Annotated in this window: 12 protein-coding genes and 1 pseudogene; 12 read left to right on the top strand and 1 reads right to left on the bottom strand. The window is 54.7% G+C overall.

The genetic code is table 11. The features are described 5' to 3' along the window. Positions 1 to 102: 102 nt before the first annotated feature. From HH216_RS03025 to HH216_RS03010, 4 genes are all read left to right on the top strand, one after another. Positions 103 to 1,434 carry a putative oxidoreductase C-terminal domain-containing protein gene (locus tag HH216_RS03025; RefSeq protein ID WP_254448808.1) on the top strand — a complete coding sequence of 444 codons (1,332 nt, stop codon included), beginning with the start codon at positions 103 to 105 and terminating at the stop codon, positions 1,432 to 1,434. 83 nt (positions 1,435 to 1,517) lie between these two features. Further along, a complete protein-coding gene (locus HH216_RS03020; RefSeq protein ID WP_169549443.1) occupies positions 1,518 to 2,633 on the top strand; it encodes a Gfo/Idh/MocA family protein in 1,116 nt (371 codons plus the stop codon). Positions 2,634 to 2,852: 219 nt separating this feature from the next. Next, entirely contained in the window at positions 2,853 to 4,796 is a 1,944-nt protein-coding gene (abc-f, locus tag HH216_RS03015) for a ribosomal protection-like ABC-F family protein (RefSeq protein WP_169549442.1), read from the top strand. A 229-nt stretch (positions 4,797 to 5,025) separates the two neighbouring features. Then, positions 5,026 to 6,483, top strand: a complete 1,458-nt coding sequence (locus HH216_RS03010; protein ID WP_169549441.1) for a Dyp-type peroxidase — start codon at positions 5,026 to 5,028, stop codon at positions 6,481 to 6,483. A gap of 82 nt (positions 6,484 to 6,565) precedes the next feature. Here the strand turns inward: HH216_RS03010 and HH216_RS03005 are convergent, their stop codons facing one another. Then, a complete protein-coding gene (locus HH216_RS03005; protein WP_169549440.1) occupies positions 6,566 to 7,483 on the bottom strand; it encodes a bestrophin family protein in 918 nt (305 codons plus the stop codon). A 203-nt stretch (positions 7,484 to 7,686) separates the two neighbouring features. Here HH216_RS03005 and HH216_RS03000 point away from each other — a divergent pair, with 203 nt between their 5' ends. The 8 genes and pseudogenes from HH216_RS03000 (at position 7,687) to HH216_RS02965 (ending at position 18,022) form a co-directional block, all read left to right on the top strand. Further along, entirely contained in the window at positions 7,687 to 8,508 is an 822-nt protein-coding gene (locus tag HH216_RS03000; protein WP_169549439.1) for a glycosyltransferase family 2 protein, read from the top strand. Between the two features lie 84 nt (positions 8,509 to 8,592). Continuing rightward, complete coding sequence (locus HH216_RS02995; protein ID WP_254448674.1) at positions 8,593 to 9,285, top strand: glycosyltransferase family 2 protein; 693 nt, start codon at positions 8,593 to 8,595, stop codon at positions 9,283 to 9,285. Positions 9,286 to 9,347: 62 nt separating this feature from the next. Beyond that, positions 9,348 to 10,648: pseudogene (locus HH216_RS02990) on the top strand (type IX secretion system plug protein). A gap of 448 nt (positions 10,649 to 11,096) precedes the next feature. Beyond that, positions 11,097 to 12,680: a hypothetical protein gene (locus tag HH216_RS02985; RefSeq protein WP_169549437.1), complete on the top strand. Its 1,584-nt coding sequence runs from the start codon at positions 11,097 to 11,099 to the stop codon at positions 12,678 to 12,680. A 175-nt stretch (positions 12,681 to 12,855) separates the two neighbouring features. Next, positions 12,856 to 13,071: a hypothetical protein gene (locus tag HH216_RS02980; protein WP_169549436.1), complete on the top strand. Its 216-nt coding sequence runs from the start codon at positions 12,856 to 12,858 to the stop codon at positions 13,069 to 13,071. A gap of 33 nt (positions 13,072 to 13,104) precedes the next feature. After that, complete coding sequence (locus tag HH216_RS02975) at positions 13,105 to 13,317, top strand: hypothetical protein (protein ID WP_169549435.1); 213 nt, start codon at positions 13,105 to 13,107, stop codon at positions 13,315 to 13,317. Between the two features lie 148 nt (positions 13,318 to 13,465). Then, positions 13,466 to 14,395: an ABC transporter ATP-binding protein gene (locus tag HH216_RS02970; protein WP_169549434.1), complete on the top strand. Its 930-nt coding sequence runs from the start codon at positions 13,466 to 13,468 to the stop codon at positions 14,393 to 14,395. Between the two features lie 12 nt (positions 14,396 to 14,407). Beyond that, positions 14,408 to 18,022, top strand: a complete 3,615-nt coding sequence (locus HH216_RS02965; protein ID WP_169549433.1) for an ABC transporter permease/M1 family aminopeptidase — start codon at positions 14,408 to 14,410, stop codon at positions 18,020 to 18,022. Positions 18,023 to 18,066 lie beyond the last annotated feature (44 nt).

Here is an 18,066-nt window from a genome sequence, read left to right as displayed (position 1 = left end):
ACAGCTAGAAGCTGCCGGATACAACGCAATCGCTCAATATATACTTCACCGTCTATGCATTACCGTTTTTTTGTTGGCGCGGCCCTGTTGTCGCTTGGTCTGATGGCTTACCACCTGCCCGGGCCGCGCTCTGGCGAACCTATCCGGCTGATTACCCTCGACCCCGGCCATTTCCACGCGGCACTGGTTCAGAAAACTGATTACCCAAACGTCGACAAAACGGTGCGGGTCTATGCACCTGCTGGGTCCGACCTCGAGCAGCACCTTACCCGAATCAAGGGCTACAACAGCCGGGCCGAGAACCCGACGCACTGGGATGAACAGGTATATACAGGACCTGACTTTCTCGAAAAAATGCTGACCGAAAAGGCGGGAAACGTGGTTGTGATGGCGGGAAACAACCGGCTCAAAACCGATTATATCCTGAAAAGTGTTGCCGCTGGATTCAACGTGCTGGCCGACAAGCCGATGGTAATTCAGGCGTCGGCGTTCGACAAGTTGAAGGAAGCTTTCGCCACGGCCGCCCGGAACAAGGTGCTGCTCTACGACATCATGACTGAACGCTATGAAATCACAACGCAGTTGCAGCGGGCGTTTTCGCGGCAACCGGGTGTGTTTGGTACACTGGTAAAAGGTACGCCCGACAATCCGGCCATTGTTAAGGAAAGCGTTCACCACTTCTACAAAAACGTGTCGGGTAGTATCCTGACGCGTCCGGCCTGGTTTATGGACGTCGCGCAGCAGGGCGAAGGCATCGTCGACGTGACGACCCACCTGGTCGATCTGGTGCAGTGGGCGGCTTTCCCCGAACAGGTGCTCGACTACAAACGCGATATCCGGCTGACATCGGCGCGGCACTGGCCGACCAACATGAACTGGAGTCAATTTCAGGCCATCACAAAGCTGTCGACTTTTCCCGATTACCTGAAAAAAGACGTGGTTGGCGACAGTGTGCTGCGGGTGTTCAGCAACGGCGAAATCAACTACCAGCTGCGCGGTATCAACGCTCGGGTGGCTGTGACGTGGGCCTACAAAGCGCCCGAAGGCGGGGGCGACACGCACTACTCGATCATGCGCGGTAGCAAGGCCAATCTGATTATCAAGCAGGGAGCCGAGCAGCAATACAAGCCGGTACTATACATCGAACCCATCGTGGGCAATACCAGCTTCGACAGCGACCTGAAAGCGGCCCTGCCTACTATCCAACGCGAATTTCCCGGTATCGACCTGACCAAAACACCCGCCGGCTGGCAGGTGACGGTACCGGAGAAATACAACGAAGGCCACGAAGCGCACTTCGGCCGGGTCATGGAAAAGTACCTCGATTACCTCAACGCCGGAAAACTCCCCGCCTGGGAAGTCCCGAATATGCTGGCGAAGTACTACACCACGACGCAGGCGTTATCAATGGTGAATAAACGAATGCGTGAATGAGCGAATAACTGCTGTCGCTCATCTACCCGTTGTTCCTGCTATTCACTCATTCGCTCAATCACACATTCACTCATTGTTCTCCTATGCAACGACGTAATTTTCTAACGACGGCCGCCGGACTGGTGGCTCTGCCCGCTCTGCCGACCGTCGCGCAGGCGGCTGTACAACCCGATCTGCGTGGCGCTAACCGAATCAAGTTTGCGGCTGTCGGGCTGAACCATAGCCACATTTACGGGCAGGTCGAAGCGGTGATCCGGGGTGGGGGCGAACTGGTGTCGTTCTACGCCAAAGAACCCGATCTGGCGGCTGCGTTCGCCAAGCGATACCCGCAGGCGAAACAGGCCCGCAGCGAGCAGGAGGTACTGGACGACAAGTCTATTCAACTCGTGCTTAGCTCCGGTATCCCCATCGACCGCGCTCCGCTGGGTATTCGCGTAATGCGGGCGGGCAAAGACTATATGTCTGACAAGCCCGGTATCATTACGCTCGATCAACTGGCCGAGGTGCGGAAGGTGCAGCGCGAAACGAAGCGCATTTACTCGATTATGTACAGTGAGCGCTTCGAGAACCGGGCGACGGTGAAAGCGGGCGAACTGGTGAAGGAAGGCGCTATCGGTAAAGTCGTTCAGACAATTGGGTTGGGTCCGCACCGCATTGCGCTGATGTCGCGCCCAGACTGGTTCTTCGACAAAAAACAGTTCGGCGGTATTATCTGCGATATCGGCTCGCATCAGTTCGACCAGTTCCTGTTTTTCACTGGTTCAACCAAAGCTGACGTGGTTGCGTCGGAGGTGGGCAATGTGCGTTACCCGCAGCACCCGCAATTCGAGGATTTCGGCGACGTGATGGTACGCGGCAACGGCGGGATGGGTTACGTGCGTGTCGACTGGTTTTCACCCGAAGGGTTGAAAACGTGGGGCGACGGGCGGCTGACGATTCTCGGCACAGAGGGCTATATCGAAATTCGCAAGAACATCGACATCACCAAAAGCGAGAAGGGCAATCACTTGTATCTGGTCAACCAGAAAGAAACGCGCTACATCGACTGCGCCGATGTGCCCCTGCCGTACGGGCAGCAACTGGTCGACGATGTGCTGAACCGCACCGAAACGGCTATGACGCAGGAACATTGTTTCCTCGCCACCGAACTCGCCATCAAAGCCCAGAAGCAGGCGGAAGTAGTCAAGCTGAAGGTTTAAGGTTTATGGTTTAAGGTTTAATGTTGGTGGGTGGAGTGTAGCCTGGACCTCCAGGTCCGGGTGGCCGTCAGGCCAACTATCTCAGGCGGCAGCTTTTAGGTCGCTATCGCGCCCACCCGGACGTGGACGTCCAGGCTACACACCAGCTAACCGTAAACCCACAAAACTACCGGAATTTAAAGCCGTGCAGATCGGTTTTCTTTCTGGTAACTTTGTGCTATGATTTCCATTACCAACCTCTCGTATTATCTCGGCAGTCGGGCGCTCTACGAAAATGCGTCGCTGCATATAAAGCCCGGTCAGAAAATTGGTCTTATTGGCCTCAACGGAACCGGCAAATCGACGCTGCTGCGTATCCTCAACAACGAATACCAGTATGACGGCGGTACGATCTCCAAAGCGGGCGACGTAACCCTCGGCTTCCTCAATCAGGACCTGCTCTCGTACCAGACCGACGACTCGATTCTGTCGGTAGCCATGCAGGCGTTCGAGCGGCAGAACAAGCTGCAAATACAGATTGATGAGGTGCTCCACGAAATGGAGACCGATTACAAAGACGAACTGGTCGATAAGCTGGGTAAACTTCAGGAAGAATTCGAAGCGCTCGACGGCTACTCGGTGCAGTCGAAGGCGGAGGAGATCATGGAGGGACTGGGCTTCTCGACGGATGATTTGCAAAAGCCACTCCGGCAGTTTTCGGGGGGCTGGCGGATGCGCGTGATGCTGGCCAAACTGCTGCTGCAAAAGCCGTCGCTGCTCATGCTCGACGAGCCGACTAACCACCTTGACCTGCCCTCGATCCAGTGGGTGGAGAAATACATTCAGACTTACGAAGGGGCCGTGATCGTGGTTTCGCACGACCGCGAATTCCTGGACAACGTCATCGACGTAACGGTCGAAGTCGCCAACGCCAAGCTGAACTATTACGCCGGTAACTATTCGTTCTATCTGGAGGAAAAGGCCCTGCGCAACGAAATTCAGAAGGGTGCTTACGAAAACCAGCAGGCTAAAATTCGGCAGACGGAGCGATTCATCGAACGTTTCAAAGCCCAGGCCACTAAGGCTAAACAAGCCCAAAGCCGTGTCAAGCAACTGGCCCGGATGGAGCGCGTCGACGACGTTATCGATGAAGCTGCGCGGGTGAACTTCAAGTTCCAGTTCTCTACCCAACCTGGTCGCCACATCCTGCACCTGGACGACGTGACAAAAGCGTACGGTCCGAAAAAGATTCTGACCAAAGCGGATATCCGGCTCGAGCGGGGCGATAAGGTTGCGCTGATCGGTGCCAACGGGCGCGGTAAGTCGACGTTGTTGCGGATTATTTCGGGGTCGGAGCCGGTCAACGATGGCAACCGGCAACTGGGGCACAACGTGTCGTTTAGTTTCTACGCCCAGCACCAGCTCGAATCGCTCAGCGTCGAAGATACGCTGCTCGATGAGTTGAAGCATGCCAACCCGACCAAGAGCGAAGGCGAACTGCGGGGCGTTCTGGGCTGTTTCCTGTTCTCCAACGACGAAGTATTCAAGAAAATCAAGGTGCTGTCGGGGGGGGAAAAGTCGCGGGTGGCGCTGGCGAAGGTACTGCTCTCGCAGGCCAACTTCCTGCTGCTTGACGAGCCGACTAACCACCTTGATATGCAGTCGGTGAACATCCTGATTCAGGCGCTGGAGCAGTACGAAGGTACCTACGTCGTTGTCTCGCACGACCGGTATTTCGTTTCGCAGATTGCCAACAAAATCTGGTACATCGAAGACGAGCAGATTAAGGAATACCACGGCACCTACGACGAATACGAATGGTGGATGGAAGAGCGCAAAGCCGGTAAGGCCGAGGCTCCACCTGCCCCGCCGAAGCCCGCTGCGACCAACGGAGCGGTAAACGGTAAGAAAAACGGCTCCGACGACGAACGCCGGGACTGGCAGAAAACGCTGAAAAAGCTCAACCAGCAGGCCGAGGACTCCGAAACGAAAATCGGGCAGTTGGAAGAACGTAAGAAGCGGCTCGAAACCGAACTTGCCGACCCCGCTACCTACGGCGACGACAAGCTGATGCAGGCCAAAAACGACGAGTATAGCCGCTTGAAAGCGCAGATCGGGCAGCTACAGGATGAGTGGGAAACCGCCATGCTCGAAGCTGAGGAGTGGGAGAAAAAACTGGCTTAGTCTTTACTTTTTAACACGGAGGCACGGAGATAGACACAGAGAGTATAGAGTTAAAACCTCTGTTTGCTCCGTGTTTATCTCCGTGCCTCTGTGTTTGAAAAAAGACTGTCTTACCGTTAAATAAAGGGCGTTATCCGGAAAAGGTTGATTGCGACTAAGGGAGTGGCCGAATAATCGGTTCAAGCGGTGCAGGCATTGCCCGTTTTCACCTGATAACCCTCTTTCAATCATGTCGCTCGATCTTACTAAGTCTGGTATCAGCCAGACAGATCCAGGCTACCTTGCCATTGCCAACGACCTTCAGGGGAATATCCTGACTTCGCACGGCCGTAATTTTACCGGACAACTACTGGTTCGATTTAACCCGGCTAAGCGGGCTGACGTCCGGGCGTATCTGAAAAAGCTGGCCATTACCGAACGCATCACGTCGGCGAAGCAGCAGCGGGCCGATGCCGACCTGTTCAACAAGCAGAAAAAAGCTGGTAAAGTACCGACGCAGGTTTTCTTCCGGGGTGTTTACCTGACCGCGAAGGGCTACGAAGCGCTGGGTTTTACCAACCTGCATCAGTTTGATTCACAGTTTCAGGCGGGTATGCAGGCGTCGCAGGCTGACCTGCACGACCCACTGGTGAACGACTGGGAGGGCGGCTATCAGAATGAGGGCGATGCGCTGTTTTTATTCGCGCATGGTGTCGAACCGACGCTGCGCGCCAAAGTAGCTGAGTTTGCCGCTTTCCTGCGCGACCAGAAGCTGGCGAAGGTGCTGGCGGTTGAATACGGCAAAGGGTTTACCAACGAAGTAGGCGACCATCTGGAGCATTTTGGCTACGTTGACGGCGTCAGTCAGCCCGTATTTTTCACGCAGGATACGCCCCCGGATCGTACTAACTGGAACCCTGTGGCCCCACTCAAACTGGTGTTGGTACCCGACCCGATGGGTACGCCCGGTCAATCGTTTGGTAGCTATTACGTGTTCCGGAAGCTGGAGCAGAACGTGCGTGGCTTCAAGGAGATGGAGAAAAGTCTGGCTGATGCCCTCGGGTTAGAGGACGATGACGCCGAACGGGCCGGTGCGATGGTTGTTGGGCGATTTGAAAATGGAATGCCCGTGACGATGAGTGCAACCGACAAAAAAGTGACGCTCAAAGACAACCAGATTGGTAAGATCAACGACTTCAACTACGGCCAGCTCATCGACGGTCACGACGATCTGAAAGGTGGCCGTTGCCCGTTTCAGGGGCACATCCGTAAAACCAACCCACGTGGCACGGGCGACGGTGAAAGCCCGGCCGACGAGCGTATGCACCTGATGGCCCGCCGGGGCATTACCTACGGCGACCGACTCATCGAACCCAAAGACGAACCGGATTTTGACGAGATGCCAACGGAGGGTGTCGGCCTGTTGTTCGCCAGTTTCCAGAGCAGCATCGGAGAGCAGTTTGAGTTCACCCAAAAGAACTGGGCTAACCTGTCCAGCTTCCCATTCAGCAGCCCCGACATAACGGGTATCGATCCGGTTATCGGCCAACCAGCGCCGGGCGAAGCCGTCAGCCACTGCTTCCCCACGGTATGGAACGACGGCAGCCCCGGCAACATGAAACAGTTCGACGGCTTCGCTGGGTTCGTGACCATGAAAGGCGGAGACTACTTCTTCGCGCCCTCACTCACGTTCTTTAAAAACCTGTAATTTTTTCAACACAGAGTCACAGAGAGCACGGAGAATGATTGTCGCATCAACTCTGCGTTCTCTGTGACTCTGTGTTGAAAATTTATTTCCGTACCGCTGCGTTTAAAACCACCGGTGTCGGGTGTTCAAAACCCTGCCGGACGGTTTTGTCAATCGACTGGCAGATGGAGTCGAGCGGCAGGTCGTTCTCGTCGTTTCCGAATGGGCTTTCGACTTCTTCGGCCAACACCTCCAGACTCGCCAGTACGTAGAACACAAACATTGTAAACGGCACGACGAGGTAGTGCAGGCTGAAGGTGAAGCCAATGGGTAGCGTCAGGCAGTAGCTGACAATGAATTTTTTGATAAACGAGCTATAGGAATAGGGAATGGGCGTTTTCTTGATGCGCTCGCAGGCTCCGCAAATCTCCATAAACGATTGCAGTTCGAGGTTCAGTACCAGCAGGTGCTCCGGCCGCAGAATGCCCCGCTGCTCCAGCGCATACGCTTGCCCAAACATCGCCGACGCCAGTTGATTCGGAATATGTTCATCGGCGCGCAGATCGGTGAAACGCAACAACGGCGTATCGGCAAACTCGCTCGGTTGCGTATCGTCGCGGAGGTGGTTTTTGAGCGCGAAGGCAAAGTTGGGAATCATGGATTGGTAAAACTGGCGCACGTCGGTGGCTTCGGCGGGTAGCATCTGATGCAGTTTCAGGCCCAGATTCCGGCTATTGTTGACCAGCGACCCCCACAACCGCCGACCTTCCCACCACCGGTCGTACGCCGTGTTGGTGCGAAACACCAGCAGCAGTGAAATCACGAAACCAAGCAGCGTATGCAGTAATGTCACGTTACGTAGAATCGACTCATCAGACAGGTGAAAGACGTGTTTTTCGAGCAGTACAATCGCCAGCGCATAAGCCCCAAACCCCAGAATGTAGGGGGCTAGTTTGCGGGCCGTGTCGCTACGTTTGAGCGTGAAGAGGTTAAACCACTGCTTAGGTTCGTAGGGAATCATGGAGGAGAAATGACAGGTGATCCGGTAGCGTTATAACGACCTAATTGGCCTGAAAGTTGACCGATTTCATTACTACCGGGTTGTGCTGCAAGGCCAATGATAACTAACCAAACTGGCGCATTCGGTACATTCCTGAGCGCATCTCGCGGATTATGTGGTAATTTTAGTGCCAAATCAGTCACAGAACCTGTTTGAGGCATCGTATGAGGATTGCCGGAGTCGTCGTGTTATACAACAGTCCCCTAGACTGCCTGCACAACATCGACACATACATTCATCAGATCGAGAAACTCTTCGTCGTCGACAATTCTGATGTTTCCAATGATGAACTTATTGCTACGCTAAGCCGAATCCCTACTGTCAGTTACATCAATAATGGCGGGAATCGCGGTATCAGCTATGCCCTGAATCGTGGTGCTGAACAGGCGATCAGTGAGGGGTTCACGCACCTGCTGACGATGGATGACGACAGCAGAGCACCCGCCACGATGATCGCCGAGATGGTACAGTACCTGTCGACGCAGCCAGCTGACCAAGTCGGTATTGTCGGGGCGGCCCATTCACCATCGACGATAAAGGCCGGGGTGCCCAGCTCGGTACTGTATACGATGACGTCAGGTAATCTGCTCAATTTACAGGTATACAAAACCGTTGGCCCCTTCCGCGACGACTTTTTCATCGATCACGTCGACCACGAATACAACCTTCGGTTGAACAAGGCCGGTTACAAAGTGGTGGAACTGCCTACTGTTCAGCTCGATCATCCGTTAGGTGAACGAAAACAACGGTGGGGTAAGAAATACGTGTCGCACAACCCGGTTCGGCAGTATTACATCGCCCGGAACGGAATTATCGTAGCCCGTCAATACCGACGTGACTACCCGGCTTTTTCGCTGAAAATGGTTGATCTGCTTGCCAAAGAATGGATAAAAATACTGTTTGGCATGAACGAGCGCGGGCGACGGGCGCGAATGCTGGTCAAGGGTATCAAAGATGGTTTTGCGGGAAAAACGGGCCGACTCTAACTGTACTGAACTACTGGCGAACACGCAGAAACCGAGGTGTTCGACGTGGTATAATTAGCTGATATGAAGCGAATAAGTGTTTGTATGGCTACCTACAATGGGGCCGAATTCGTTGCAGAGCAAATTGACTCGATCTTGGTACAACTGGGTGACAACGACGAACTTATCATCTCAGATGACGGATCGAAAGATGCTACGGTAGCTATCATAAACGGCATACAGGACAAACGCATCCGGTTAGTACCCAGCCAGCGATTTGGCTCAGTAGTCAAGAACTTTGAAAACGCGCTGCGGCATGCCGAAGGTGAAATTATTTTTCTGGCCGACCAGGATGATGTCTGGTACGAGGGTAAAGTCGATGCGGTTATAGCCCGTCTGGAAACCTGTGATCTGGTCCTGACCGACTGCCGGGTAGTAGCGCAGTCGGGTGAGGTGCTACACGAATCGTTTTTTCGCAGTCGCGACAGTCGGCCGGGGTTCTGGCGAAACCTGTGGAAAAATGCGTACCAGGGGTGTTGCATGGCGTTCAGACGAAGTGTGCTGACGTATGCGTTACCGTTCCCCAAAAACATCGACTACCACGACTGGTGGATCGGCTTGCTGGTCGAGCTGAAAGGTACCCCCTGCTTCTACGACAAACCGTTGTTACACTACCGTCGGCATGGGGGCAACATATCGCCAACTGGCCAGGCTCCGCAGGAAAAAGACTGGAAGAATCGGCTGAGGAATCGCTTCTGGCTAAGCTGGTATATCATCGGTCGATCACTGCAACACTGATTGACGTAATTTAGATCGACAATGTTGCTGCGCTACCGGCGTTAGGTTCTCAAAGGCTATCTATGCGGTTTATCCATTTTCTACTGATTGGCTGGCTGGTTATCGGCGCGTGTTCGACCGGTTTGGCACAGGCACAGCAACTGCCCACCATCGACCACATTTACGACCCCAACGTACAGACACCCCTGCTGTTTCCACTGGTTAGTGCCAACCCCGCCGACCCGGCCTTGACGCTTAACCCGCCAATTATTTCGCTGGATGAACCAACGGCGCTGCAACTCGAATTCGACGACCTGACGGCTAATTACCGCTCGTTTCGCGCCCGGCTCATTCATTGCAATGCCGACTGGCAGCAATCGGTGCTGAACGATATCGAGTTTACCTACGAATACAACGACAGTCCGATTACCGATTATCAGGTATCGCAGAATACCAAAATTCCCTACTATCACTATCGCTTTCAGGTGCCGCGAGTGAAGCTGCCGGGCAACTATCTGCTGGTGGTGTATGATGAGCGCAACCGCACCAACATCATCCTGACGCGCCGGTTTTCGACGTACCAGAACCGCGTCGCTGTTAGTGCGGCAGCCCGCTTTTCCGTCGACCCCGCGCGGCAGTTCAGTGATCAGCAAATTGATCTGGCGATCAGTTACAAAGGCTATCAGGTGATTTCGCCACAGGACGATTTCAAGGTCGTAATCCGGCAGAACTACCGCGACGATCGCGAAATCCGGGGACTCAAACCGACCAACGTGCAGGCGTTCGATCAGACACTGCAATACAACGTCGCCGACCTGAGCAACACTATACCGGGCGGTAACGAGTACCGCTTCTTCGATACACGCACCATCCTGTCACGCGCCAACTACATCGACCGAATCGAACGCCCCGCCGACCGTAACATTGCCTATGTGCAGGTCGATCAGCCGCGCAGTCAGGGCCCCTATATTCAGAGCGACGACTTCAACGGGCTGTTTGTGATCGACCACCGCGAAACGGGTAACGGCGACGTTTTCGGCGACTACATCGAAACTATATTTACACTTCGCGCTCCCCAGCTGCCGGGCGATGTATACGTCAACGGTGCCTTCAATTTCTGGCAGCGCAACGATCGTAACCGCATGACCTTCGATCCCGCGACGGGTACGTACCGGGCGGCTATCCTGCTCAAACAGGGTGTATACAACTACGACTACGCATTGCTGACCAGTCAGATGCCCCGACGGTCAATGAGACGCTGATCGAAGGCGATTTTTCGGGTGCCGAAAACGATTACGAGATTTTCGTCTACCACCGCCCCCCGGCCGCCCGCGCCGATCAACTCATCGCCTATCAGCGGCTGGGCGTTAACAAGCGGAAATGAGTGTTGATGGCTGGCTATAGGTAAGCATAAACCGCCTGTGCATCAAAATGATAGCTAAAATCGGCTGTGTTAATGTGGTAGTTCCATTGTGACATAATTGTTTACTAAACATACCTATTGAATAGAATATGTAAATAGTTCTTACCCCACAAGTAGTGCGGGCGTACTTTTGATCGTCTACGAGTCCCAATACTGCGTAGGAGTATCCACACATATAGGTAACTGAAGCGCATTGCTTTCAGCTGCTATGACTGATACCCCATATTAAACAATCACGCTCCTGCCACCTGGCACAACGGTCGTAGACATGCTGTTTCCCGGCGCATTACAAACGCCCGGCAAACAAACTAATCACAGACAAACCGATAGTTTGCGCACTTACACCCAAACGGGGAAGTAAGCGTCTATGCCCTGCCAGTTTCCGGCCGGGGGGTGTATCGCCTGTACCATGATACAACCCGAAAAATTAACGAAGTGGTTAAGTGTTGGCTTGTTTGTCATCCTGATCGGCGGCTTAATTCCTTCCTTATTTTACAAGGAGCAATGGCTGTGGCTCGATGAAGTGCTGAGCTATCTGCTGGTGTCCGATCCGTCGCTAACGCATATGAACGACGCCATCGTAAGCGGGATGGACGCGAACCCGCCACTTTTTCCGAATCTGTACTGGCTTATCGGGCACGGCATCAGTCTGAATCCGATCTTTCTGCGGGCGGTTTCAGTCCTGCTGTTTGCCAGTACGATCGCGTTGTTTTATCGGTACGTTACCTCGCTGATCGGCACGCCCGTTACCAACTTTGTGCTGATTACGCTTATCGTGAGCCTGACGTACCTGAACGTTACGCTGGCGACGCAGGTACGGGCCTACGCCGTTTTTCTGCTCATCGGATTTGGGTACTTCATCGCGTTGCAGCGGCTCATCGGTGCACCGTCCCGAATCAGTTGGTTGCTGGCGCAGTATGGGCTGGGACTGCTACTGGTGTTTACGCACAACTTCGGCTTGTTTTACGTCGCAGTATCGGGCGCGTTTTTCGTCGTGCTGTGGCTGTGGTCGGGGCAGCGGACGTACCTACTTGTGCTGGCCACACACGGGCTTATCGCGTTGAGCTGGCTGCTACTCTGGTACCCTGAATTTGCCATTCAAACGCAGGCTGGTAAACCGCACTCCTGGATACCGCTGCCAACCGTGACTTCCTTTTTCCGGATTGCCGGTGAGCTGGCTCCCACACTATCGGCGAAGCTCGAGATGAAACCGGGGATGCTGACGCTGACTATTCTGCGATTTGTACTGGTCGTCGGTCTGTTCGCTTACATCGCCATCCCCCGACTTCGGAAACCATTCTCGACCATAAAAACGGACCCTGCGTTTGGCCTGTATCTGCTCAGTGGCTGGATCTATATTGGTGTGCTCGCGATAGCCGTGGGCGTATCGCTGGTACATACGTCGGTTTTTCTGAGCCGGTATCTGTGGCCGAGCCATCTATTGCTGGTCTACCAGTTGCTGTATGCCTGGTATGCCCTGGGCGGCCGATGGACAGTTTGGGTGTTCGACTCGGTTTGGGTACGTCGGGCCATTCCCGTGTATGCGTTGCTACTGGTGGGCTTTCTGTTTTACCAGAATAAAAAAGGTGGTATTCCGTTCACCGACGGCATCATGCGTTACATGCCTCAGCTCGACAGTCGTTATCCGGTCCTGTTCGAGTCGGCCCATTATTTTCTGCCAATCTGGTTTCAGGATAAGGGCGTAAACGCGCACTACCTGCTCAACTGGAAAACGGCGAACGACAAAGACAATATTCTAAATGCGACTGTCGAATACAAGATACTCGAAGCCGTGCGTAACAACTACCACATCAACAACATTCTGCCCGAACACAGCCTGGCGCACTACGCCACATCACACTTTTACGTCATCGACGAAAGCAACCGGTACCAAGTCGAAGATTTTATTCGGAAAGGCAGTATTCGGGTGGTTCGGCAACTGCCCATCGACTTACCGGGCCACCGTATTCTGGAGTGTGTTATTGCGCACTGATGCCACATAATGAGCGTGTTTGCTGGCGCTGACAGTCGGTACGTCGTTCATTCGTCGTTGCCTGATAGCCATTCGTGTAATACCGGACCGCATTGGTCGAAATAAGTTTTGACTGCCAGGGATGATCGCGTAATTTGGAAAGGTCTTCAACCTCCCTATTGCGAACGATAACACCATGAAAATCAAACTCGGAAACGTAGTGCTGAATTATCGGGCACTAGTTAAATTATTCCTAATTTTCTTTCTCTTCGGCGCTCTGATCGGAGTAAAAATTCTCATTCGCGATGGGCATAACGATGTATCGTTGCTACCGTTCATGCCAATTTTCGTGATTCTCATCGTACGGCTATACCGCGGTGTTCAAAAGGAAATCGACAGCGAACGGTTGTAAATACCAACGCATCGGTATCAGTAAACCACACCCATGAACATCAAAATTGGCTCATTCATCATCAGCAAACCAGTCTGGATTCGGCTTGGCCTGATTGCAATTGTGGTTATCCTGATGATCGCCCTCGACTGGCTTGACAAATTCATCATTTGGGGGCTGTTTATACCCACTACGCTTACGGAAATCGTTCGTCAGTTTCGCGTCGACAATGGCTACGCGGATGCCGACGAAACGCCGGAGCATTAGTCGGCGGAACGGCCTGCATTGGTCGAAAAAATCCGGGCATTGGTCGAAATAAATTTTTGCCGCAACGGCCTGTTCGTTGTTTCGTACCAGCTTTTCGCGGCTGTCCATCCACCATATTCAATCTCCCACGAACCTTTCTCTTTTTACTATGAACCTACTAATCGACGGCCTGACCAAAACCTACGACAACGGGGTAAAGGCCCTCAACGGCGTTTCGCTGACTATCGAACCGGGCCTGTTCGGCTTACTGGGTCCCAATGGGGCCGGTAAATCGTCGCTGATGCGTACCATCGCTACGCTCCAACTGCCCGATCAGGGCCGCATCGTGATGCAGGACGTTAACGGGCAGGACATCGACGTGCTGACCCAGCCCGACGAACTGCGCAAAATACTGGGCTATCTGCCGCAGGATTTTGGCGTATACCCCCGCATCGATGCCGTAACCCTGCTCGATCACTTGGCCGTACTGAAAGGCATTCACAACGGCAAGGAGCGCAAAGAAGTAGTCGAGACGCTGCTCCAGCGCGTCAACCTGTGGGAAGCCCGTAAGAAAAACCTGAGTGGCTACTCGGGCGGCATGCGGCAGCGGTTCGGTATCGCGCAGGCGTTGCTTGGCAACCCCAAACTGATTATTGTCGATGAGCCAACCGCCGGTCTTGACCCCGCCGAGCGCAACCGCTTTCTGAATCTGCTGGCGGGGCTGGGTCAGGAGGCCATCGTGATTTTATCGACGCATATTGTGGAAGACGTACAGGAACTGTGCGCGCAAATGGCGATCATCAACAAAGGCACCGTGCTGCTGTCGGGCCACCCGCTCGACGCCGTGCAGATGGTGCAGGGCGTGATCTGGAAAAAGAGCGTGGCCCCCGGCGATCTCGATTTGATGCACCGCATGTACGCCGTCATCAACGACCGTATGGTGGCGGGTCAGCCGATGGTGTACGTGTATGCCACGTCGCAACCCGCGCCCGGTTTTGTTCGGGTGGAGGCCGGTCTGGAAGAGGTGTATTTCACGGAAATCACCGACGCCGAAAACCGCTATCACGCCCAGCGTACCGTACCTATCCCCGCCCTCTAACCGCCCGAATCCATGAATTGGTTATCGATTTTTCGTTTCGAGTTTCGCTACCGGCGGAACCGACCGGCTACCTATTTGTATTTCGCAATCCTGCTGGGCATCAGCTTTGCCGCCGTCACCACCGACATGATAGATGGTATGGCAGGTGGAGCCATCAAGGAAAACGGCACGCGCACCATAGCAACGCTCAGTCTTTTTTTATACCTGATGATGGGCGTCCTGATGACGTCGGCCATCATGGGCGTGGCGGTCGTTCGTGATTTTGAACACCGTACCGATTCGCTGTTTTTTACCAAACCCATCAAGCGGTGGGAGTATCTGACCGGCCGCTACCTGGGTGCCCTGACGATTTTACTGCTGACGCTGACGGCCATTCCGCTTGGGCTGATGATTGGCGAATGGATGCCCTGGCGCGACGCCGACCGGCTGCTGCCATTCAGAGCTGCAACCTACTGGCAACCGTATCTGGTACTGATCGTACCGAACGCCCTGATCGTTGGCAGTATCTTCTTTGCCGTGGGCGCGCTGAGCCGTAAAATGCTGGTCGTGTTCACGCAGGGGATGGCGTTTCTGATGCTGTACCTGCTGTCGGGCACGCTGATGGCGCAGATTGACCGGCGCGAAACGGCGGCTCTGCTCGATATTTTCGGCATGCGGGCAATGTCCTTCACGACACAATACTGGTCGATTGCGCAGCAGAATAATCAGCTCATCACGCTGACCGATACGTTTCTGTACAACCGGCTGATCTGGCTGGGCGTCGCGCTACTGGTGATGGCCGCTACGTATTATTTCTTCTCCTACGAACATTCGGCGGGGCCATCGGGCAAACGACGTACTGACAAAACGCCGGTGCTGAGTGCGGCTGCGCTGCGTCGGCCGCTACCGCGCGTCAGTCGACAGTTTGGTACGCTGGCTTGGCTGTCGAGCCTGCGTTCGCAAACGGTGTTTTACGCCAGAGTCGTGCTGCGTGACCTGCCGTTTCTGGCGCTAAGCATCGGCGGGCTGTGTATGTTTCTGTTCCGGGCGTTCGATGATGCGGGCGGCTGGTACGGCTCCCGCACCCTGCCCACGACCTACGTCATGCTGAGCAAGATGAGCATCTTCACCGGCCTGTTTCTGATGATCCTGATGGTGCTGTACGTGGGCGATCTGGTCTGGAAAGAGCGCGACGTGCGGATCAGTCAGATCAGCGACGCGCTGCCCGTACCGAACTGGGTGTCGCTGCTGAGCAAGTACCTCGGCCTGGGGCTGGCATTCGCCCTGATGCTGACCATCGCGATTGGGCTGGGGGCGCTGATGCAAACGATCAAAGGGGGCGCGTCGCTGATTGAATGGTCGGTTTACGTCACCGATCTCTACGCCGGAACGCTAACGGGCCTCCTGATTTTTATGCTGCTGGGTTTCTTCGTACACGTGCTGGTCAACAACAAATTCGCGGGCCACGCCATTGTCGTACTGTTCTTTATCTCGCTGGGACTGCTGTCGTACCTGGGCATCGAACACCGGCTGCTGCTGTTCGACAGCGCCAGCATGGGCACCTACTCCGACATGAACGGGTTCGGGCATTACGTTTCGCCGTTCTCCTGGACGACGCTCTACTGGGCGGCTTTCGCGTCGCTGTTGTTTGCCGGGGCGGTGGTGCTGTCGGTGCGGGGGTCGGAAGAACTGTTTAAGCTGCGACTGCGCATCGGGCGGCATCAGCTAACCCGCCCCATCCTGACGGTAGCAATGGCGTTGCTGATCGTGTTTGTATCGAGCGGTTCGTACATCTACTACAATACCAACGTGCTGCACGATTACCAAAACAGCAAGAAAAACGAAGCCGAACTGGCCCGTTACGAAACGACGCTGAAGAAGTTTGCCAGCCTGCCGCAGCCGCGCATTACCGACATCGATGTCGACGTAGAGCTGTACCCCGACGTGCGCGACTTCTCGGCAAAGGGGCACTACTGGCTGAAAAACAAGACTACGCAGCCTATCCGGCAGATTCACCTGCAAACCTACCCCGCCGACGAAATGCAGGTAAAGCAACTGAGTCTGTCGCGCCCCGGTCGCTTCGACGACCGCTACGTACACGACTTCGATTACCGCATCTACCAGCTCGACCAACCGCTGCAACCCGGCGACAGCCTGCAACTTGCCTTCGACCTGCTGTACCATACCAACGGGTTCAAGAACGGGCGCGAAAATGTCGACATCGTGCAGAACGGCACGTTTTTCACGAACCAGTATTTTCCGGGTATCGGCTATGATGAGCACTACGAACTGGGTTCCGACGATAAGCGCAAAGACAACGGCCTGAAGCCGAAAGAGCGGATGCGTGCGCAAAACGACCCCATCGGACTGCGGCAAAGCGTGATGGGCGACGATGCCGACGATGTGCGTTTCGCCATGACCATCGGTACCACACCTGATCAGGTGGCTATCGCACCGGGCTATCTGCAAAAAGAGTGGACGGGCAAAGGTACCGACGGTAAGCCACGCCGGTTTTTCAGCTACCGAATGGACGCGCCAATGGCCAATTTCTACTCCGTTGTGTCGGCGCGGTATGCGGTGAAGAAAGAGACGTACAAGGGCGTGAATCTGGAAATCTATTACCACCCCGGCCACACCCGCAACCTCGACCGGATGATGAAGGCGATGCAGTCGTCGCTCGATTACTACCAGCAGAACTACGGCCCGTATCAGCACCGGCAGCTACGCATCATGGAGTTTCCGCGCTACCGGGGCTACGCCCAGTCGTTTGCCAACACGATTCCGTTTGGCGAAGACATGGGTTTCGTGGCCAACATCGACGACGCGAAAGACATCGACATGCCGTTTTTTGTGACGGCCCACGAAACGGCGCACCAATGGTGGGGGCATCAGGTGACCGAAGCCGACGTGAAGGGCGGGGCGATGCTGTCGGAGTCGTTGGCTGAATACAGCGCGCTGATGGTTATGAAGCATCACTACCCGAAAGAGCGCATGCAGGAGTTCCTAAGCTACGAACTGGATTACTACCTCAGCGGTCGGCGTGGTGAAAGTAAAAAGGAGCAGCCGCTGAGTCAGACCGAACATCAGTCGTACATCCACTACAACAAAGGCGCTCACGTGCTCTACGCCTTGCAGGATCAGATCGGTGAAGACAAGCTGAATCAGGCCCTGCGCACCTACCGCGATAAATGGAACGTGTCGCAGGTGGCTAAAACGGGTGTTTACCCCACAGCCGCCGACCTGACCGCTGAACTTCGCGCCGTCACGCCCGACAGTCTGCGTGGCCTGATCGACGACTGGATCGACGCGATCACGCTCTACGAACTCAAAACTGATAAGGTCACGGTAAAACCCGTCGGCAAGCAGTTCGACGTAACGATGACGATCTCGGCCGAGAAAGTCCGGGCTGATAGCCTGGGTAACGAAACGCCCCGCCCGCTCAACGAGTGGATGTGGGTTGGGGTGTACGCGCCGAAAGCGAAGGGAAGTCACACCGAAAAGCTGCTCTACTACCAGCGGCAACACATCACGAAGCCGAAGCAGACGATCACCGTCCGCGTCGATCAGAAGCCCGACCGCGCCGGTATCGACCCGCTGAACCTGCTCATCGACCGTCACCCCCGTGACAACGTCAAGACAATTGAGTAAAGACGTGAAAAAAAAGAACGGCCCTGTTTAATCGCTAGACAGGG

Source organism: Spirosoma rhododendri (assembly GCF_012849055.1).
In the GTDB taxonomy this organism is placed as follows: domain Bacteria; phylum Bacteroidota; class Bacteroidia; order Cytophagales; family Spirosomataceae; genus Spirosoma; species Spirosoma rhododendri.
The sequence above is the reverse complement of the archived record's forward strand: the minus strand, read 5'-3'. Positions and strand labels throughout refer to the sequence as shown.